This is a genomic window from Armatimonas sp. (genome assembly GCF_043757465.1).
Taxonomy (GTDB): domain Bacteria; phylum Armatimonadota; class Armatimonadia; order Armatimonadales; family Armatimonadaceae; genus Armatimonas.
Genome location: NZ_JAYVPL010000075.1, coordinates 18,295 through 35,700 on the forward strand (window position 1 = coordinate 18,295; position 17,406 = coordinate 35,700).

At 55.9% G+C, this 17,406-nt stretch carries 22 protein-coding genes; 9 read left to right on the forward strand and 13 right to left on the reverse strand.

Translation table 11 applies throughout. From position 1 onward, the window contains the following. Positions 1–28: 28 nt before the first annotated feature. From ACH2ED_RS09815 to rpmG, 4 genes are all read right to left on the reverse strand, one after another. Positions 29–727 (reverse strand): esterase family protein, encoded by a 699-nt coding sequence (locus ACH2ED_RS09815; protein ID WP_395090608.1) that lies wholly within the window; start codon positions 725–727, stop codon positions 29–31. Next, entirely contained in the window at positions 728–1,918 is a 1,191-nt protein-coding gene (locus ACH2ED_RS09820; RefSeq protein ID WP_395090610.1) for an acetyl-CoA carboxylase biotin carboxylase subunit family protein, read from the reverse strand. Positions 1,919–1,997: 79 nt separating this feature from the next. Continuing rightward, the gene (locus ACH2ED_RS09825; protein WP_395090611.1) at positions 1,998–2,246 is read right to left on the reverse strand and encodes a bL28 family ribosomal protein; all 249 of its coding nucleotides are present in this window, start codon (positions 2,244–2,246) and stop codon (positions 1,998–2,000) included. Further along, entirely contained in the window at positions 2,246–2,413 is a 168-nt protein-coding gene (gene rpmG, locus ACH2ED_RS09830) for a 50S ribosomal protein L33 (RefSeq protein ID WP_309690119.1), read from the reverse strand. The genes ACH2ED_RS09825 and rpmG overlap by 1 nt, the downstream gene beginning before the upstream one ends. A gap of 94 nt (positions 2,414–2,507) precedes the next feature. Between rpmG and ACH2ED_RS09835 the strand changes: the two genes are divergently transcribed. From ACH2ED_RS09835 to ACH2ED_RS09845, 3 genes are read left to right on the forward strand one after another with little or no spacing between them, the layout of a single operon-like run. Next, positions 2,508–3,485: an NAD(P)H-dependent flavin oxidoreductase gene (locus tag ACH2ED_RS09835; protein WP_395090612.1), complete on the forward strand. Its 978-nt coding sequence runs from the start codon at positions 2,508–2,510 to the stop codon at positions 3,483–3,485. Positions 3,486–3,497: 12 nt separating this feature from the next. After that, positions 3,498–3,962, forward strand: coding sequence for a hypothetical protein (locus ACH2ED_RS09840; protein ID WP_395090613.1), 465 nt, complete (start codon positions 3,498–3,500; stop codon positions 3,960–3,962). Between the two features lie 11 nt (positions 3,963–3,973). Further along, a complete protein-coding gene (locus tag ACH2ED_RS09845; protein WP_395090615.1) occupies positions 3,974–4,510 on the forward strand; it encodes a hypothetical protein in 537 nt (178 codons plus the stop codon). Between the two features lies 1 nt (position 4,511). On the opposite strand, the gene ACH2ED_RS09850 is transcribed toward ACH2ED_RS09845, so the two are convergent. The 7 genes from ACH2ED_RS09850 to ACH2ED_RS09880 form a co-directional block, all read right to left on the reverse strand. Next, on the reverse strand, positions 4,512–4,811 hold the full coding sequence (locus ACH2ED_RS09850; protein ID WP_309690125.1) for a transcriptional regulator: 300 nt from the start codon (positions 4,809–4,811) through the stop codon (positions 4,512–4,514). Positions 4,812–4,820: 9 nt separating this feature from the next. After that, positions 4,821–5,474: a hypothetical protein gene (locus ACH2ED_RS09855; RefSeq protein WP_395090617.1), complete on the reverse strand. Its 654-nt coding sequence runs from the start codon at positions 5,472–5,474 to the stop codon at positions 4,821–4,823. Positions 5,475–5,485: 11 nt separating this feature from the next. After that, positions 5,486–6,169, reverse strand: coding sequence for a ribonuclease III family protein (locus ACH2ED_RS09860; protein ID WP_395090618.1), 684 nt, complete (start codon positions 6,167–6,169; stop codon positions 5,486–5,488). Next, the gene (locus ACH2ED_RS09865) at positions 6,166–7,365 is read right to left on the reverse strand and encodes a pyridoxal phosphate-dependent aminotransferase (RefSeq protein WP_395090619.1); all 1,200 of its coding nucleotides are present in this window, start codon (positions 7,363–7,365) and stop codon (positions 6,166–6,168) included. The genes ACH2ED_RS09860 and ACH2ED_RS09865 overlap by 4 nt, the downstream gene beginning before the upstream one ends. A 361-nt stretch (positions 7,366–7,726) precedes the next feature. After that, positions 7,727–9,100, reverse strand: a complete 1,374-nt coding sequence (locus ACH2ED_RS09870) for a hypothetical protein (protein WP_395090620.1) — start codon at positions 9,098–9,100, stop codon at positions 7,727–7,729. Positions 9,101–9,692: 592 nt separating this feature from the next. Continuing rightward, the gene (gene cysK / locus ACH2ED_RS09875) at positions 9,693–10,655 is read right to left on the reverse strand and encodes a cysteine synthase A (protein WP_395090622.1); all 963 of its coding nucleotides are present in this window, start codon (positions 10,653–10,655) and stop codon (positions 9,693–9,695) included. 44 nt (positions 10,656–10,699) lie between these two features. Continuing rightward, positions 10,700–11,155, reverse strand: coding sequence for an RrF2 family transcriptional regulator (locus tag ACH2ED_RS09880; protein ID WP_395090624.1), 456 nt, complete (start codon positions 11,153–11,155; stop codon positions 10,700–10,702). Between the two features lie 96 nt (positions 11,156–11,251). Here ACH2ED_RS09880 and ACH2ED_RS09885 point away from each other — a divergent pair, with 96 nt between their 5' ends. The 6 genes from ACH2ED_RS09885 (at position 11,252) to ACH2ED_RS09910 (ending at position 15,650) form a co-directional block, all read left to right on the forward strand. After that, positions 11,252–12,334, forward strand: coding sequence for a GNAT family N-acetyltransferase (locus ACH2ED_RS09885; RefSeq protein ID WP_395090626.1), 1,083 nt, complete (start codon positions 11,252–11,254; stop codon positions 12,332–12,334). Further along, positions 12,335–12,745 carry a hypothetical protein gene (locus ACH2ED_RS09890; RefSeq protein WP_395090628.1) on the forward strand — a complete coding sequence of 137 codons (411 nt, stop codon included), beginning with the start codon at positions 12,335–12,337 and terminating at the stop codon, positions 12,743–12,745. It abuts the gene before it with no gap. Next, the gene (locus ACH2ED_RS09895) at positions 12,742–13,494 is read left to right on the forward strand and encodes a M48 family metallopeptidase (RefSeq protein ID WP_395090629.1); all 753 of its coding nucleotides are present in this window, start codon (positions 12,742–12,744) and stop codon (positions 13,492–13,494) included. The genes ACH2ED_RS09890 and ACH2ED_RS09895 overlap by 4 nt, the downstream gene beginning before the upstream one ends. Continuing rightward, on the forward strand, positions 13,491–14,168 hold the full coding sequence (locus ACH2ED_RS09900; RefSeq protein ID WP_395090631.1) for a glycosyltransferase family 2 protein: 678 nt from the start codon (positions 13,491–13,493) through the stop codon (positions 14,166–14,168). Before ACH2ED_RS09895 ends, ACH2ED_RS09900 begins: the two co-directional genes overlap by 4 nt. Next, positions 14,165–14,896: a zinc ribbon domain-containing protein gene (locus ACH2ED_RS09905; protein ID WP_395090633.1), complete on the forward strand. Its 732-nt coding sequence runs from the start codon at positions 14,165–14,167 to the stop codon at positions 14,894–14,896. Before ACH2ED_RS09900 ends, ACH2ED_RS09905 begins: the two co-directional genes overlap by 4 nt. Positions 14,897–14,957: 61 nt before the next feature. Further along, positions 14,958–15,650, forward strand: a complete 693-nt coding sequence (locus ACH2ED_RS09910; RefSeq protein WP_395090634.1) for a hypothetical protein — start codon at positions 14,958–14,960, stop codon at positions 15,648–15,650. Here the strand turns inward: ACH2ED_RS09910 and ilvE are convergent, their stop codons facing one another. After that, entirely contained in the window at positions 15,651–16,532 is an 882-nt protein-coding gene (gene ilvE, locus ACH2ED_RS09915) for a branched-chain-amino-acid transaminase (protein ID WP_395090636.1), read from the reverse strand. 92 nt (positions 16,533–16,624) lie between these two features. Next, positions 16,625–17,263 (reverse strand): hypothetical protein, encoded by a 639-nt coding sequence (locus ACH2ED_RS09920; protein WP_395090637.1) that lies wholly within the window; start codon positions 17,261–17,263, stop codon positions 16,625–16,627. Between the last annotated feature and the right edge of the window lie 143 nt (positions 17,264–17,406).

The following is a 17,406-nucleotide window of genomic DNA, read 5'->3' on the forward strand; positions in this document are numbered from 1 at the left end:
GCAACGTGCATTATATCAGAAGTCTGTCTTAGAAATATGTCCGTGCCATCTTTTGCCACCACGGCCAGTCATGGCCGGTGCCCTCGCCCCAGACATCAAGACGGTGGGGAATCGAGCGGCGGCTGAGCACCTCCGAAAGACGCTCATTGTCACGACGGCAGATATCAAGTTCCCCAGTTGCCAGGATCAGAGTGAGCTGCTTGTAGCGCTCCCAGTACCAGCCGTCGTCGTCTTGGGGTAGGTACATGAGCGGCTGGTGGAAGTAGAAATCCTCACCCTGATAGTCGCCCAGAAAGCTAGTGAGATCGTAAGCACCGCCCATACTCACGCAGTGGCTTACTGTATCCGGGTGGCGCAGAGCAAAGTTGACGGCGTGGTAGCCCCCGAACGAACAGCCGGTCACGGCGATCTTGCCATCGCCCATCAAGGGCAACACTTCCTGGAGCAGATACGCCTCGTACTCATTGTGCCGCTGAATCTTATCCCAGGGCGCGGCTTGCTTGTTGTACCAGCTCTCCGCATCCACGCTGTCCACACAGTAGAGGTGCAAGTGGCCCGCCTCAATTTTTGCTGCGAGCGCGTTTATCATGCCCCGGTCCTCGTACTCGTAGTACTTGCCAAGCGATGTGGGAAAGACCAGCACGGGCATCCCGGCGTGGCCGAACTCCAGCAGCTCCATGCTTCGATTCAGGCGTGGGCTATGCCAGCTATGAAAAACTCGGTTCATCTAGTCCGTTGCTTTCTCTTTGGGGGGCAATCTGTGGAAGAAATCAGCATAAAAACGCTCCGTGTAGCTTTCGAGAAGCTCTGTGACGCGCTCATAGTGCTCCGAGGCGACGATCACCCCAGCGTGGTTTTTCTTCTTCATGCGCCACCAGACCTCCGGGTCGCTGTAGGTACTTAAATCGGGAGTCTCTTGCTTTGCGAGCGATACGAGCAGGCCCGCATAGCGCTTGTGCAGCGGCGCGGGGGAGTAGCTCTCACGCACCTCAAGTTTTGCCCACTCTGCCCAGAGGTTCAGCCCCGAGGCCGCCTCGATCATGTCAGCAATATGAGCCCCACCGACCCGGGCGCTTGTCTCCAGAAAATAGAACTTGCCGTCGGCAGCGCTCTGGATGTACTCCGTGTGAGAGACCCCACGCACGAGCCCCAGAGTTTTAAGCACCGTCGCGTTCAGTTTCTTGAGAGCTTTCTCCTCGGCTGAGCCATAGACCACGTTCTGTGTACAGAATACGCGCCCCTCATGGCTGACTTCCAGCGGCGGGCGGGCGTAGCGGCTTACCAGCGCCCACAAAACTTTCTTATCGTCAACTATGGAATCCACATGCCAGATCGTGCCGGGGAGAAACTCTTCGAGCAAGTAATGCGATTGCCTGTCGCCTAAGACTTCCAGAAGAGGCCAGAGCGTATCGGCGCTCTCGATTTTCTTAATCCCAATCGCTCCGGCCTGTGAGCGGGGCTTGAGGACGTACGGGGGGGGGACTTCGGCCATAAAGGCGCGGATCGTGTCGTAGTTCAGGATGCCCACAAAGCGCGGGATCGGCAGGCCACCGTCGAGAGCCTTGGAGCGCATGGCCAGCTTATCGCGGAAGTAGCGCGCTGTTGTGTCGCCCATCCCCCCAATACGCAGGTGCTCTCGTAGAAGCGCGGCTTTCTCCACATCGAAGTCATCCAGTGGGACGATCTTATCAATCTTGACAGTGCGGGCCAGATAGCTCACGGCGTGAAGCATATCGGCCAGAACCCACTCTTTCTCCACATCGGGCATGAAGTAGATATTGTCAAGAGATTCACGCGGCCAGTCCGCGTCCTGGAGGCTCTGGGAAGTCAGGAGGAGGGTGTTGCAGCCCTCCGCCTTGCACTGCCGCAGAAATGCTTGGCCTTTTTCAAAGCTTGCAATCGCAAGAACTGTTTTCATCTGCGGCATTTTACCTGAAAAAAAACAGCCCCCGCCGAGGCGGAGGCTGTTTGTCAAACGGGAAAGTTACGGACGCGCACTAGGCACCCTTAGGGAGGGGAGCCTGGCCAGCCAGGATCGCCTTGAACTTGCGGCTGGTGAGCATGCGCGCTGCTATTTTGATCTTCTTGGTGCCGCCGCCGGGAATCGGGACGGAGACCGTCTGAAGGTTGACGCCAAAGACACGGCAGGTCTTGGGGGCGCGGTGTGCCCACTGACCAGAGTGCGCGTGTCGTGTGTTGCGACCCGCTTGCTGCTTGCGGCCGCTGATTGCGCAGACTTTTGCCATTACTTGGTCTCCTTGAAGGTGACATGCTTGCGCAGGACGGGATCATACTTTTTCAGTTCGATCCGGCTGGGGTCGTTGCGCTTGTTTTTAATTGTCGTGTAGGTTGCACCACTCTCCGAAGATCGGAGGTGAATGATGATGCGGTTTTCTGAACTTTTCTTTGCCATGGGAATACGATATGCTCCTGGAATGCCAAGGGAGAAGTATACCGGGTCAAACTTGATTTCGCAAGGGCAGGTCTGCTTTAATGCGCAACAACACATGAAAAAAGACATGGGAAATCGTTTCTGTACGCGTTTTGGATTGACGGTGCCCGTGGTACAAGCGCCGATCGGGAGCGCCTCCTGCCCTGAGCTTGTGGCAGCGGTGAGCAACGCGGGAGGGCTGGGGATACTCTCCGGAACGTGGCGCGAGCCCGAGGTGCTACGGGGCTTGATTCGTCAGACACAGGCGCAGACCACGCGGCCTTTCGGAGTAAATCTGGTGCTGGCATGGGACATGACAGAGCGCTTGGAGCTTTGCTTGGAAGAGGGGGTCCGCCTGCTCTCGTTCTTCTGGGGTGATCCGGCAGCGTATATTCAGGCCGTCCATGCGGCAGGTGCGAGTGTCTTTCATACCGTGGGTAGCGCCGATGAGGCACGGAAAGCGGCAGACTCTGGTGTTGATGTGATTGTTGCTCAGGGCTGGGAGTCCGGCGGGCATGTCTGGGGACAGGTAACCACCATGGCGCTCGTGCCCCGCGTCGTGGATGCCGTACCTCAGCTACCCGTGCTGGCTGCAGGAGGAATCGCGGATGGGCGTGGGATCGCGGCGGTTCTGGCACTGGGAGCGGAGGCGGCTTGGATGGGGACACGTTTTTTACTGACCCATGAGGCACGGGTGCACCCACACTACCAGCAGCGCCTGCTACAGGCTACCGAGGCGGACACGCTCTACACGGAGCGTTTCTCCGGCGGCTGGCCGCAGTCCCCACACCGGGTGCTTAACCGCCCCCAGGACTGGGATCAGGCTGAGGATGTCATCGCCCACTACGACGATGGCGAGGCCATTGGTAAGCTCTCGTCGAACCTGCCCGCTCCCGACGTGACGGGCAATATTGACGCGATGTGTCTCTACGCGGGGCAAAGCGTGGGGCTGGCCCAGGAGGTTCTGTCCGCAGCACAGCTTGTCGCTCAGCTCGGGGAGGAGACTGATCAGGCCGTCCGCAACCTTTGGAATCGTCAGGGTACAATGGGCTAAGGAGAAATGATAATGGCACGGCTGTCCCCCTGGGTTTTTGTCGGAATGGGCTGTCTGGGAGTGACGGCACTCGGGATACTCGCAATCGGTGGTGTTGGCCTGATGGTGTCAAACACCATGAAAGAGGAGCTGGCCCGGCCTATTGATAAACAGGCACTCCTGAAGGCACTTGAGGGGATTCCGATTCACCCCAAGGCGTTTTTTGACGAACAACAGACACGCGCAGCGCGGTCGGGTTCGGTTATGGCGACTAAGTTCATAAAACTGGAGATGACCACTGCCGCCTTTCGGCTGTATGTGCCGGAGCAAGAAGTTCGTGACTGGTATAAGAAAACCATGCCGGAGCACGGCTACCAACAAGAGGATGCAGGTAACCAGACGCACCTGAAGTTTGTCAGTAAGACAGACCAGGTTTTGATTGGCTCTGGGAAATCCTGGCTGAGTATTATCCGAGTGAAACTACCCGGTACGAATTAAGGAAGAATATTATGAGCTTTGACCTCGGAAAAGATGCATCGTATAACCCACCTCCCCCGCCTAAGCGCCGCCTGTCACCCTGGGCAGTAACCGGGATCGGGTGCTTAGTATTGGTGGTGGGAGCGATTGTGGCGGTGAGTGTTGTCGCCGTGCAAATTTCCAATAACATAAAAGCGGAGGCGAGCAAGCCCATCAATAAAGAGGCAATTCTTGCCGATCTGGGAGAGACGCCGCTCTACCCCAATATCCAGTTTGATGAGCAGGTAACCCGTGCGAGCCGTGTGGGGATGATGACCTTCGCCCGGTTTATTCCCGCGAAGAAAGTGGTGATGGCGGGGTTTCGTACACAGGATGAGCCAAGCAAGGTCTATGACTGGTACAGTGCCACGCTTTTGGAGAAGGGATACCGACCGGAAAAGGGACGGGGGGGGCAGCGTGGTGGCAGGGCCTTCCGAAAAGAGAGCGACATGGTCATGGTTCAAGTAGAGAAGCAAAAGGGCGAGTGGAACGGCCTGATGCTCATGCGCTTTAACGGCATGCGGAAATAACCTAGCGCCGAACCATCTCCTCCAGGGCCGCCACGTAGGCTTCAAAGGCGCGGCGGCCCGAGTCGGTGGGGGTGTAGGTGGTTCGGGGTTTCTTGCCATGAAACTCCTTGGTCACGCGGACGTAGCTGCTCTCTTCCAGCACGGTCAGGTGCGTGGAGAGGTTCCCATCCGAGACTCCCAGGGCATTCTTGAGAAAGTTAAAGTCGCACTCTCCGGAAGCCATGAGGCTGGACATGACGCCAAGCCGCACCTTCTGGTGGATCACATCATCAATTGCATCAAGTTTTCGAACCGCTGCCATTTTCTTCTCTCACCATCCGTATTTGAGGCCCATCCAGGCCCCGTAAACAATATGAAAGCCGCCGAAGGTCACTGCCATCAGTGCTCGTGGGCCAATAATAAAGTTGGCGGGCAGCAGGAGCGCGATCATGCCCGCTCCCAGAAAAGCCCACCCCATAATTGATACTTCCCGCCGACTAAACATGCCGATTGCCAGAAGCGCCACGGCGTAGCACAGAATCCAAAATCCGTAGAGATAGGTTCCCAGTGCCTCCGGGTGCATCAGATGAAACAGGGTGATCCCCGCTCCCGCTAACAAGCCCGGTGCCACTGCGCGCGCCAGATGCACGCCCAGCGCCGAGAACGCCGTCTTGCCAAACCTCGCTGCCCGTCGCTTGGTGAGCACCACATCCGTTAAGAGTGCGAGCACCAGTGTTGCGCCCCAGAGTGCCACAAAGAGCAGTTTCTCGCGCAGTGTTCCTAAGTTGGTGGGCGCAAGAACCGCTGCGGCGATCGCGAAGCAACCTGCCAGCACACCCGAGAGCCCCGAGAGCGTGGAGTGCTTTGTGGAGCGCTCCATCGCCTGCCGGATGACCCGCAGGTGCTCTTCCGCCTCGCCCGCACTCGTGACGATACGAAAGATCGGACGACCATCGGGATGAAATTTTGTTTCTTTGCCTGGCAAAGCGCTCTCTCCTACAGGATACTTCCTGGTTGGGGGTCTGTCAAGTGGGCAAGGGCACTCAGTGCCGCTGCTTTCTCCGCCGCACGTAGTGCCCGTCCGGTTCCCTGCCCTAGAACAAGGCCCTCACACAGCACCTCAATCGAAACCGTGATGGCATCCAGCTGAGTTGCGCTGGTACGGTACTCGGGCTTTTTACGCCCCTGTGCCTGGAGCGCTTCCTGAAGGCGGCTCTTGGGGTGTTTGGTGGCTGGATTTTGAATCACGGCCTGGAGCGGTTCCTTAAGAGTCGCCTCAACAAAGGCGAGTGCAGAGGGCTCGCCCGCCTCCAGATAGAGTGCGCCCACCAGGGCTTCATAGGCTCCCGAGAGCAGGCGTGTCTGCTGAGATAGGCCCATTTTCTGGCCGCCTGCGTCTATTCTCAAAAGTTCGGGTATACCCAGAGCATGTGCGGCATCGGCCTGGGTCTCACGGTCCACCACGCTCGCGCGAGCCAGTGTCAGTGGGCCTTCTGCCGCATCGGGGAGCGCCTCCATGAGCAGGCGGGCGACATAGAGATTCAGCAGGGCATCCCCGAAAAACTCCAGCCGCTCATTAGAGTGGGGATGCGGAGCCGCCGAGCGGTGGGTGAGTGCCTGGGTGAGCAAGACACTTCCCGGGGCGAATCCCCACCGCTCGGCGAACTCCTGCTGTGTCATCTTAGTGCCGCCACGGCCTCAGTGATTCGGGCGATGCCGCGTTCCAGAGTCGTGCGGCTGGTGGCGTAGCTCAAGCGCACGTAGTCGTCGGCCCCAAACCCGGAGCCGGGCACCACCGCCACTTTTTGCGTGGCCAGTAAGTAGTCCGCCACATCATCCCCGCTCGTTAGTAACTTGCCGTCGGGTGTGGTCTTGCCATAGAGCCCGCTGACCTTGGGGAAGACATAGAACGCTCCCTCCGGCATCAGGCAGCTCAGGCCATCAATGCCGTTCAGCCCGGCGACAATAATTTTCCGGCGCGCATCGAACTCGGTGCACCACTCAGCCAGAAAGCTCTGGTCACCCGTGAGCGCCGCGAGGCCCGCCCACTGCGCGATACTGGTCGGGTTGCTCGTGCTCTGGTCTTGCAGTCGGTTCATGGCACTCACGTACTCCAGCTCCGCTGCAACATAGCCGAGCCGCCAGCCGGTCATGGAGTAGGCCTTGCTCATGCCATTGACGGTAAACGTACGCTTTTTAATCTCTGGCCCGAGGGCGGCAATCGAAATAAACTCATTGTTGTCGTAGACGATTTTCTCGTAGATCTCGTCGCTGATCACAAAGAAATCATGCTGGATCGCAAGCTCCGCCAGCGCCTCGATAGTGGCGCGTGGCCACATTGCGCCGGTCGGGTTGCTCGGTGAGTTCACGATGACTATTTTTGTTTTGGGCGTGATCGCTGCCTTAAGCTGATCTATTGTGGGCGCAAAGTTCGTGGCGTCCGTGGTCTGGAGAATCACCGGCGTGCCATCGGCGAGCTTGACTTGCTCCGGGTAGCTGACCCAGTACGGCGCGGGAATTATTACCTCGTCGCCCTCGCTGACCATGGCCTGGAAGATATTGTAGAGCGTGTGCTTGCCGCCGCACGAGACAATCACATTGCCCGGCGCGTAGTCCAGATTATTGTCGCGCTTGAGCTTCTCAGCGATGGCTTTTCGCAGCTCAGGAATCCCTGCGGAGGGCGTGTACTTGGTCTTGCCTTTGGCGAGTGCGTCAATGGCGGCATCTTTGATGTGCTGGGGGGTGTCGAAGTCCGGCTCCCCGGCACCAAAACCGAGGACATCGTGACCGTCCGCCTTGAGCTGGTTGGCCTTGGCGGTGATGGCGAGCGTGGGCGAGGGGGCGCACTGGAGGGCGCGAGGGGATAGACGACTCATTTCACCCTCCAGTATAGCGCACTAAAGTACCAGAGCAAGAGCCTTGCTCTGGTACTTTTTGTTAAAGTTTACTGCCCTGCACAAGCGACTCGACATTGAGTCCAATTGCCCGAACCAGTGGAGTAATATTGGTCACAGCACTGGCTACAATCTGTAACAAAATTCTGACAACCATAGATTTGGGGACTGCCTAGACAGTCGGTATTGATTGCCGTTTCACACAGACGACCATTTTCATCTGGAGTTCTCTCGGGGACAGCCGATGCTACGACACCAATTAAGACACCGCAAAATGCGATTGAGATACGGTACAAATTTTTCATGTTTTTCTTTCTTGCCTATAAGGCGGGAATAGCGATCTTTACCTTCCTGATAATTCTTTATTTATTTTATTTTGACGATTTATGGATTCTAATTTTGTATTTATTATTTCTTTTATGTTCTCAATATTAATATCTAAACTTTCTAGTTTTTTACTGATTCTATTAAGCGAAAACATCTCTATCGGCAGGAGGTTAATCCTAGTGTTAGTATCGCATTGTGGAGAATTATGTAAAATACATAATATGTATTTTGCGATTTCTAAAAGATTATTGGCACAATCACTGCTAGTTTTGCTGGCAGAATCTATATCTTCAATTAGTTCTAGTAATGAATCGTCAAAATCAGAAGTTATTTTCGCAAAAGATTGCCATGTCTGATCTAGAAAACAATTAGTAAATAGTGTATATTTTGGTTTGAATTCGTCATCATGATTATAAATAAAGTCTTTTTTAAAATTGTTAGTTTTTATAAACTCTAATTTTTCTATAGAATTTAAACTTGGAAAATAAATCATGTCGTGCAGTAGATTTCTAGAAGATATGTTTGATAAAAGCTTAGATTCTTCTAGAATTGGTTCGAGAACCCATGATTTTAATATACATAAATGAATTAATGTGTTTGAGTTATTTTCTCTATGCATTTTGATAGATGATAAAATTTTTAATCCATATAAATATATATCTTTGCGATATACTGCTCCTTGATTAGGTCGTATAGGTTCTTTTTTCCCGATAAATACACAGGCATTTGCGAAAAATCTTGAATCTGATGAAATTTCAATGATTTTAAGTGCGGTTTCAATCGATAAGGATTTTGGTAGGAGCGAGCCAACGGAAATATTCGGGTGTTTATGAATGATTAATAGTGACCATCCTATGCGTTCTTCTTCCTCTTTACTATAATGGAGTTTATTATTTATATAATGCTCATAACAGTATCTCATTAAGTCGGCAAGTTGTTGTATCTTTTGAATGCACTCATTCATAGACATATTAAAGAGGCGATTATCATCAATTGTAGTCACTGGATTTGGCGCAGTAGGAACGGGCGTATTGAAAAGGATATTACCCTTATCTAGCTGGCCTACTTTCCAACGGTTCATTTTCTGATTGTAGAGTAAATTACGATCAATAGTGAAATATTTCTGTGTCATTGCGAATGATAACGAAAAACTACGTAATGCACATGAAATTGCTAGTAAAGAGGCAGATGATTGATTTATTTCTTCGCGGTCAATACATATTTTAAGAATTCCTATAGATCTGTTAAATCTTGTGTTTTTGTTTAATGATGAAAGCACGCTATCTTTTAGTTGGTTTATTGGTCTGGAATAGGATTCTTCAGGTAATGGGTCAGTAATATATTTTGAAAGTAATTCTGTTATGTGTTGTGATAAAATGCTACTATTCATTTTAACACCAAATCTATTTGTTCGAAAATATTAGGGATATACCAAACAGTACCATCTGGTTTACATAAAACGAAAGATGGAGTGCCCGGTAATTCTAACATTTGAGCGAGTTTGCAATCGTTTTCTACGTTAGATTCCATTTTTTCCTAAAGATAGGAGCCGTTTGCACGAATCGGAACTGGGCATCTGAAAAGACCCGTTTTACAGTGGGAGGTCTTGAAAACATGGCCTTTCGAGACTACTTTTCGGAACAGCCCGGACACGAAAATGATTCGTGCAAAAGGCTCGTTTAATTTGCAATTTTCGAAGAGTATTATTTTGGATTGTTTTTGAAGTGGGCTTGTTAGTAGACGTAACAATTCTAAGGCCGATCATGCCACCAGTTAGAGCAAGAATAAACACTGCACATAAAAATTTCTTCTCCGAAATATCCACGATGCCACGGATTATATCATAGGTTTGTTGATATGTAAAACTACCTTGAGTTGGTTGGCCTTGGCGGTGATGGCGAGCGTGGGAGAGGGGGCGCACTGGAGGGCGCGAGGGGATAGACGACTCATTTCACCCTCCAGTATAGCGTATGCCGGGCGGCTTATCCCCGCAGATCCTCGAAGAGCACGGTCGAAAGATAGCGCTCGGCGTTGCTGGCGACAATTACCACAATGCGCTTTCCCGCGTTCTCCGGGCGCTTGCCCACTTGAATGGCGGCGTAGATCGCCGCGCCCGACGAGATCCCGACCGCGAGCCCTTCCTCACGCATCACACGCCGCGCCATCGCTACAGCGTCTTCGTTGCTCACGGGGAAAGTCTCATCCACCAGCGCCGGGTTGAGGTTCTTGGGGACAAAGCCCGCCCCAATTCCCTGGATCTTATGCGGCGCAGGAGCCAGCGTCTCGTGGGCAAGTGTTTGTGCGATCACTTGAGAGGCAAGTGGTTCCACTGCCACCGTGGTGAAACTGGGCTTGCGCGCCTTGATGACCTCAGCCACCCCCGTGAGTGTCCCGCCCGTGCCGACTCCCGAGACCAGAATATCAACGGTGCCGTCGGTGTCGTTCCAGATCTCCTCAGCAGTCGTTCGGCGGTGGATCTCGGGGTTTGCCGGGTTTTCAAACTGCTGGGGAATAAAATACTTCTCCGGGTCTTGCGCCGCGATCTCATGGGCCTTTTTGATCGCGCCCGTCATCCCGATCCCATAACTCGGCGGGACAAGCTCAAGCTGTGCGCCGTAGCCCTTGAGCAGCAAGCGGCGCTCCATAGACATCGTCTCCGGCATCACTAAAATAATCTCGTAGCCTTTAGCCGCTGCCACAAAGGCAAGCGCGATCCCGGTATTGCCACTGGTGGGCTCGACAATGATATTTCTGCCCGGTGCGATCCGTCCGGCTTTCTCCGCTGCCTCAATGAGATTGACCCCGATGCGGTCTTTCACGGAGAGGCCAGGATTTAAGTACTCCAGCTTCACGATAATATCCGCTTCGGCTCCGTCGGTGACCCGATTCAGACGCACCAGCGGCGTGTTGCCAATCAGCTCTGTCGGGTTGTTGTAGATTTTCATAATTTTCTCTCTCGCTCCTTCGGGGCGAAAACAAATCGGGGCGACTAAATATGCATTGCCAAAAAACCTTCGCGGGTAGTGGCGCGGCGCTCCAAAAGCTCCGCGACGGTCACATTCTCCACGACGGAGAGCAGCGCGGCCCGAAGCTCGTGCCAGACACCGCGGACTACTTGAACTTCAGGGATCGCCCCCAGAGACTCAGGCTCCTCGGGGGTGCCTGAGATCAGCTCATGGGGGATCAGCGGCCCGGAGAGCGCCCGCAGGATCGCCCCAACGGTCACGCGCTCTGGGGTATCCGCGAGAACGTAGCCGCCGCCCGCCCCTCGAATCGAGCGTACCACTTCGGCGCGGCGCAGCGACGCGAGAAGCTGTTCTAAGAAGGGCTCGGGGATCTGCTGACGCGCTGCAATCTCCCGTGCCTGCACGGGCGCGGGGCCTCTCTGCGCCGCCAGATCCAGTACGGCACGCAGGCCGTAGTCTTCTTTGGTCGTAAATGTCATAAGCTCTTAGCCTAACCCATTCTTTATAAGATGAGTAATTTGATCGGAATTAATTATATCGGGTAGCGGCTGAAATGGCAAGGTACAATGGCCACCGTGCTTAAGATTCACTGTGTCTCCGATCTTGGGGAGCTAGAGATGCCCTGGAAGCTACTCGCGGCGGCATCGCAGAGCGCGACGGTATTCCAGACCTGGGAGTGGAGCGCGGCGTGGTGGAAGCACAATCGGGCGGGCAAGAAACTTTTTGCACTGCGTGTTGAAGACAGTGATGGCACCATCATCGGGCTGGCGCCACTCTTTCGCTCCGTCGGAGTGCTACGCGTGGTTGGCACGGGCGGCTCGGACTATCTTGATTTTCTGGCACTGCCCAAGCGCGAGAGAGAAGTGGCGGAGGCGATTGCACAGTGGCTTCAGCAAAATCGCACGCGCTGGCTCTGGGCGGATCTTCAGCAAGTGTGGCCTGGAAGCGTCGCTGAGAGGCTGCCCGGCGCCCAGATCTGGCAAGGCGAGACGTGTCCCTTCTTACCACTGCCCGTGTCCTACGATGCCTTTCTGAAAAGCCTGAGTAAGAAGCTGCGCCAGAATGTCGGCTACTACGAGCGCTCCATGGCAAAGCTACACACCCTGGAGCTGCGCCTCGCCACTTCCCAGACGCTTCTGGAAGACATGGAGGCATTTTTTACGCTCCATCAGCTCCGCTGGCGAGGGCGCTGGATGCCCGGTGCGTTTGCCTCGCACGCCGCCCGTGCTTTTCATAACGATGCGGCAGAGAGCCTGCTGGCATCCGGGAACCTGCGCCTGCACACGCTCCGGCTGGACGGCAAGCCTGTCGCGGCACTCTACTGTTTCCATAAAGGCTCCACTACGTTTTACTATCTGGGCGGCTTCGATCCCCTGCTCTCGAAGCTCTCGCCGGGGACGGTGCTTACGGCGAAGGCAATTCAGTACGGCATTGAGATGGACGGTGCGACGCGGTTTGATTTTTTGCGCGGTGATGAAGGCTATAAGTACCGCTGGGGCGCACAGGATCGGTACAATCAGCGTGTCTCGCTCACGCCTGTCGGGATCGTACAGCCGCTCGGGGCGCTTCTGGCAACCTCAGGGCGGCTCGCGCTGTCTCTAGAGCTAAGGCTAAAGCATGCCATGCACGCAAAGCAGGGGGGAGTCAAAGGGGGATAGATGAAGTTTTTTAGCGCACTTTTTCGCTGGCTGTTTTTCACGGCACTGACGGCGGCACTGGTCTGGAATATCTGGCAAGTGCAGCAGCTCAAGGCCGAACTTGCGCAGCTTTGGAAAGCCTCAGGGAAGCACGCAGCGGCTCCCGGCGACAAACCGACACTGACACGCTCGCTGGCGCTGCTTCGGGAGTCAAAGGCACATGCGGAAAAAGCACAGGTGCTACTGAAGGCCAAGAAACTGGAAGAGGCGGCGCACGAAACGAAGCTCGCGGCGGAGACAGCTCAGAAAGCCTATGCGGGCGCACAGGGGGCCGACCCAATCGGCGAGCTGCAAAGTACGGTACAATCCCTATCAAAACAAGTGGGCTCCCTCTGGGAGACCGAAAAAAAGAAGGAACCAAAGAAGCCATGAGAAGGTTCTGGTGTGCCTCACTGGCCCTGCTGGCGCTTGCTAGTTTCGGGTGCAAGGGGGGCGGATTGCCCTCCAAAGAAAAAGAGATCGAGCTTGGTCAGCAGTTTGCCCGTGAGTACGAGCAGAAGCTCCCGGATGGGCCGATCATAACTCGTGGCCCCGAGTACGAGCGCGTGCAGCGCGTGGCGGCGAAGCTCCTTCCTCTAGCCCGCAAAGACTGGGATGTTCCCTACACGGTCAAAGTGGTGCAGTCCGATCAGATCAATGCCTTTGCTGTGCCCGGTGGCCCTATTTATTTCTATACGGGGCTCATTCGGCTAACCGACTCCGATGATGAGCTGGCCTCCGTGCTCGGACATGAAATTTCCCACATTACCAAGCGCCACTCCGTCAAGCAAATGAAAAAAAGCCAGGATATGGCGCTGGCGCTGACTGCTCTTGATGCTCTTCTCAAAGGGGGGAACACCCTTAAGGAGGGGGTCGGACTTATCGCGGGCTTCAAGTCTCTGGAGTTCTCACGCGGTGATGAGACGCAGGCCGACGAGTTTGGTTTTAAGTACCTGGTGGGAATGAACTACAAGCCCGAGGCCATGGCGAGCTTCTTTAATAAGATGCAGGCCAAAACCGGTGGGGGCGGGGGCGGGAAGCTTGAGCAGTTTCTCTCCTCTCACCCGATGACAAGTAAGCGCATTGAGGCTGCGCTACGTCGTGCTGTTAACTACCGGAAGGGAACCTACAAAGCCCCGTGAGGGTTGTCGCGATCGTGCCTGCCTACAACGAAGGCCAACGGATCTTGCCCGTTCTGGACGTGCTTGCCGCCGCGCCGTCGGTGGATGGCATTATCGCCGTGGACGATGGCTCCACCGACGATACTTTTTCTGTGGCAAACCAGCACTCTGCCTTTTTGACGGGCAAACTGCGCGTGGTTCGTCAAGAACCCAATCAGGGCAAGGGCGCAGCGATGCAGCGCGGCGCGAATGAAGCAGACGATGCGGATATCTTGCTCTTTCTGGATGCGGATCTGACGGGGTTGAGCATCGCCCATGTTGAAAATCTACTCGCTCCCGTGAAGAGTGGTGAGAAAGTGATGGCGCTGGGAGTCTTCCGGGGGGGGAACTTCTGGACGACACTGGCACAGATCCTCGCGCCCAATATCTCCGGCCAGCGCGCCATCCGCCGTGAGGTCTTTCTCAGCGTTCCGTGTCTTGCCGATGCGCACTACGGCGTTGAGCTGGCGATCACGAGCTTTGTAATGGGCGAGGGGCTTCCCATGACCGATGTGGTGCTTAAAGATGTCTCCCATCCCACCAAAGAAGCCAAGCTCGGCCTGTTGCGCGGCGTGCGTGCCCGTGCTCGCATGTACCGGCAAATGCTGCCGTTTCTGCTGCGCCGCTATAATCCCAAGCGAAAGCGAAAACTATGAGTAAATCTCTTCGTGACGATCTGCTGAGCCTGCTAGCACTGCAGGTGGTGGATTCACAGATCGACAAGGCAAGAGCAACCCTTGCTGCAACAGACAATGGTGCAGCCGCTCTCGGGCTCTACAACACCAAGAAGAAAGAAGCCGAGGTGCTTCGCGCGGCAGCTACTAAGGCACAGACAAACCAGAAAGATGCCGAGCTGAAGCTGGAGACCATCGAGACCAAGCGCAAACACGAAGAAAAGCGCCTCTACAGTGGCAGTGTCACCGGCTCACGAGATCTAGAAAATCTTCAGAAAGAGCTGGAGATGCTGGTACGCCAGAAAGATGGTGCCGAGGAAGTGGTTCTGCTCGCAATGGACGCCGCTGCCGAGGCGGTGGCAATCGCCGAGAACGCGGAGAAGGAGCAGCTTCTCCAGGCCAGCCGCTTCAAGAAGACCCGAGCTAGCTACGAGGTGCGTCACAAAGAGCTGACGGCGGAGTTTGAAGGCCTAAAAACACCACGCGCTGCTGCCGAACGCGAAGTCAGCGACAAGAGCTTGCTGGCCCGCTACGAGGCGCTGCGTGGCAAGAAAAACGGGGGCGGGGTCGCATGCTCCGGTATCGGTGAGGATGATGCCTGCGGGGCGTGCCATACCCGTGTCAACTCGCAGTCTGCCAGCGCGGCGCGGCGTGGGGAGGCGCTCGTTTTCTGCGAGCACTGTGCACGAATCCTCACTCCGTTGGCCTAAGAGAAGTGGATCTGGTAGGACTACTGTAGGCGTCTCTGCAAAAAAAGCCGATACTAAGATTGTGAAACCTCTGCTTGCTTGGATGCCCGTTGCTCTCTTGCTCGGCGGTGCCGGAGTGTTTGTGGGGTGCGCCGCGGGAAGCCCTGCACCTGTGCCCACACCCGCTCCTGCATCATCGCGTCAGTACGAACCCAACTACCGCGACGCGCTTGGGGAAGGCCGTCAGTGGACTAAGCTTGCGCTGCGCTACCGGGTTAATTTAGTGGCAGGGCAGGATAGGGACGCACGGTTTCAAACGGCTCTGGCTTCCTGGGAGCCGTACTTTTCTGAGTTCTTTACGTTCACACCCACCGCGGGCACCGATTTTGATATCGAGGTGGAGTCCGTGCCCGCCGACTCGCTCGGCGGAGATACCATCGGCAGCACCACTGTCACCTTCCAGCGCAGCGATAGCAAGATCGTTAAGGCGAAGATTCTAGTGGATGGGAGCCTGAGCGATGAGCTGCTGTCCCAGGTTCTCGCTCATGAGCTGGGCCACGCGTTTGGGCTGGATGGGCACAGCCCGGAGGTGAGTGATGTGATGTTTGCCCGCGCTCACCTCCCCTTGGCGATTACCGAGCGGGATCGTAACACTCTCTTTGCTGTCTATGCCGACAAGCTAACCGCTTCTGGGCGCGCTGAGCCGCAGCCGACACGAGGCTCTGATCTGCTCACCACGACGGTCTGCCAGTTTCACCGCGCCGAGAGTCGCTAATCAGATTGGCGTACCCGTGGTTTGGGTGTAGATGCGGAACGCCGCGACGAGCTGGGCGGTGACCGGGCCGGGCTTGCCGCCTCCGATCAGGCGCTCATCGAGCGAGACGGCGGGGATGATCTCGGCGGCGGTTCCGGTGAGAAAGCACTCGTCGGCGGAGTAGATGTCAAAGAGAGTCAGGTTCTCCTCAACGACCTTCAGCCCGAGCTGCTCCTGGGCGAGCTTGATGGCGACACCGCGCGTGATGCCCTTCAGACAGCCCGCCGACGGCGGCGGGGTAGACAGTGCGCCGTCCCGCAGAATAAACACATTGTCGCCGGTGGCCTCCGCGACATAGCCCTGCTGATTGAGCATGATGCCCTCACCCGCTCCGACCCGGTTGGCTTCCATCTTGGCGAGAATATTGTTGATGTACTTACCAGTGCACTTGATCCGGGGGTCAATGGCATCGGGCGACGGCACCCGCGTGGAGCAGGTGATCATGCGGAGTCCCTCTTCGTACAGCTCCGGGCCGTAGAGCGCGAGCTGGCGCGTGGCGATCATGAAGTTGACTTTCGGCTCCAGGTGCCCTGGATCGAGCCCCAGCCCGGTGCCGCGTGTCAGGTTCACCCGGATGTAGCCGTTCTGGTGGTCGTTCTTGCGGCAGATCGCCAGAATCGCCGCGCTGGCTTTCGCCTCATCCAGCTCCCCGAGAGGAAACCCAAGCGCACGGGCACCCGCGAGCAGACGCGCCGCGTGCGCTGGCAGCTCAAACACGTTACCGTTGTAGACCCGAATGCCCTCGAAGACGCCATCGCCGTAGAGGAACCCGTGGTCGAAGAGGGGGATTGTCGCCTGCTCTTTGGGAACAAACTCCCCGTTGAAGTACACAAACTCGGCCATGCCAGTATTGTACCCGATGCCCACCCCCCGGCCCCCTCCCTTCGCTTGAAACCCTCGTTCCGAGGGACGAAGGAAGGGGGAGACAGAGAGGTTTAGGGGAGGCTGGTGCGGATCGGGTGCCCGGCGGCAAAGAGGCTGGCAATGAGCTTGCGGTAGGCGCTGATGTCGGCGTTGATGCTGGTACCCAGGTTGCGCAGGGTGCCCTGTGCCGCCTTGATGTCGTTGACGGCCTCTTGTAGGTCGCTCAGGGCGGTGCCAAACTGAGCAACGGCAGGGGAAAACTGTGCGTGGGTGGTGCCGTTGGAGAGCGCGGTGGGCAGAGTGAGCGCGGGGTACTCGCCGGGTGTAGTGGCATCGAGACGTGCCCAGATTTCGTTGAGATCGCCGAGCACCTTGCCCCACTTCACGGCGGCGGCGGTAGTGGCGGGTATCTTGGGGAGCATGTTCACGAAGACACTACCCGGTGTGCTGGCGCGAACGTAGGCCGTAAACAGCGAGGCGTTGCTCTGGAGCGGCCCGAGTGTGTTATCGCGGGTTTGCATGGCGCTTTCCATGTCGTTGGTGCGATTTATCAGGGTCGTTTGTGCGGTCTTGGCATCCGTTGCCTTGTCGGTGAAGCCACTCTGGGTAGTGCCCTCGGGCAACACAATCGCTTTTCCGAGAGCAGTCTCGGCGTTGTTCCAGTGATCGGCGTAGGCGTGTGCCTTTGCAGCAAGATCAAACTTTCTCATGGTAAAACCTCCTATCCACCCCCTAACCCCCGCTTCGCGGGGGGACAACAAGGTATCTTCCTAAGTCCCCCCCGCCGGGCGGGGGATGGGGGGCAGACTTTCCAGTAAGCATTATATCTTCTCTGTTTTCCCTCAGCAAGTGC

Coding starts and splice junctions, on each gene's coding strand:
- ACH2ED_RS09815 (WP_395090608.1), bottom strand. CDS start 727: ATGAACCGAGTTTTTCATAGCTGGCATAGCCCACGCCTGAATCGAAGC.
- ACH2ED_RS09820 (WP_395090610.1), bottom strand. CDS start 1,918: ATGAAAACAGTTCTTGCGATTGCAAGCTTTGAAAAAGGCCAAGCATTT.
- ACH2ED_RS09825 (WP_395090611.1), bottom strand. CDS start 2,246: ATGGCAAAAGTCTGCGCAATCAGCGGCCGCAAGCAGCAAGCGGGTCGC.
- rpmG (WP_309690119.1), bottom strand. CDS start 2,413: ATGGCAAAGAAAAGTTCAGAAAACCGCATCATCATTCACCTCCGATCT.
- ACH2ED_RS09835 (WP_395090612.1), top strand. CDS start 2,508: ATGAAAAAAGACATGGGAAATCGTTTCTGTACGCGTTTTGGATTGACG.
- ACH2ED_RS09840 (WP_395090613.1), top strand. CDS start 3,498: ATGGCACGGCTGTCCCCCTGGGTTTTTGTCGGAATGGGCTGTCTGGGA.
- ACH2ED_RS09845 (WP_395090615.1), top strand. CDS start 3,974: ATGAGCTTTGACCTCGGAAAAGATGCATCGTATAACCCACCTCCCCCG.
- ACH2ED_RS09850 (WP_309690125.1), bottom strand. CDS start 4,811: ATGGCAGCGGTTCGAAAACTTGATGCAATTGATGATGTGATCCACCAG.
- ACH2ED_RS09860 (WP_395090618.1), bottom strand. CDS start 6,169: ATGACACAGCAGGAGTTCGCCGAGCGGTGGGGATTCGCCCCGGGAAGT.
- ACH2ED_RS09865 (WP_395090619.1), bottom strand. CDS start 7,365: ATGAGTCGTCTATCCCCTCGCGCCCTCCAGTGCGCCCCCTCGCCCACG.
- ACH2ED_RS09870 (WP_395090620.1), bottom strand. CDS start 9,100: ATGAATAGTAGCATTTTATCACAACACATAACAGAATTACTTTCAAAA.
- cysK (WP_395090622.1), bottom strand. CDS start 10,655: ATGAAAATCTACAACAACCCGACAGAGCTGATTGGCAACACGCCGCTG.
- ACH2ED_RS09880 (WP_395090624.1), bottom strand. CDS start 11,155: ATGACATTTACGACCAAAGAAGACTACGGCCTGCGTGCCGTACTGGAT.
- ACH2ED_RS09890 (WP_395090628.1), top strand. CDS start 12,335: ATGAAGTTTTTTAGCGCACTTTTTCGCTGGCTGTTTTTCACGGCACTG.
- ACH2ED_RS09895 (WP_395090629.1), top strand. CDS start 12,742: ATGAGAAGGTTCTGGTGTGCCTCACTGGCCCTGCTGGCGCTTGCTAGT.
- ACH2ED_RS09905 (WP_395090633.1), top strand. CDS start 14,165: ATGAGTAAATCTCTTCGTGACGATCTGCTGAGCCTGCTAGCACTGCAG.
- ilvE (WP_395090636.1), bottom strand. CDS start 16,532: ATGGCCGAGTTTGTGTACTTCAACGGGGAGTTTGTTCCCAAAGAGCAG.
- ACH2ED_RS09920 (WP_395090637.1), bottom strand. CDS start 17,263: ATGAGAAAGTTTGATCTTGCTGCAAAGGCACACGCCTACGCCGATCAC.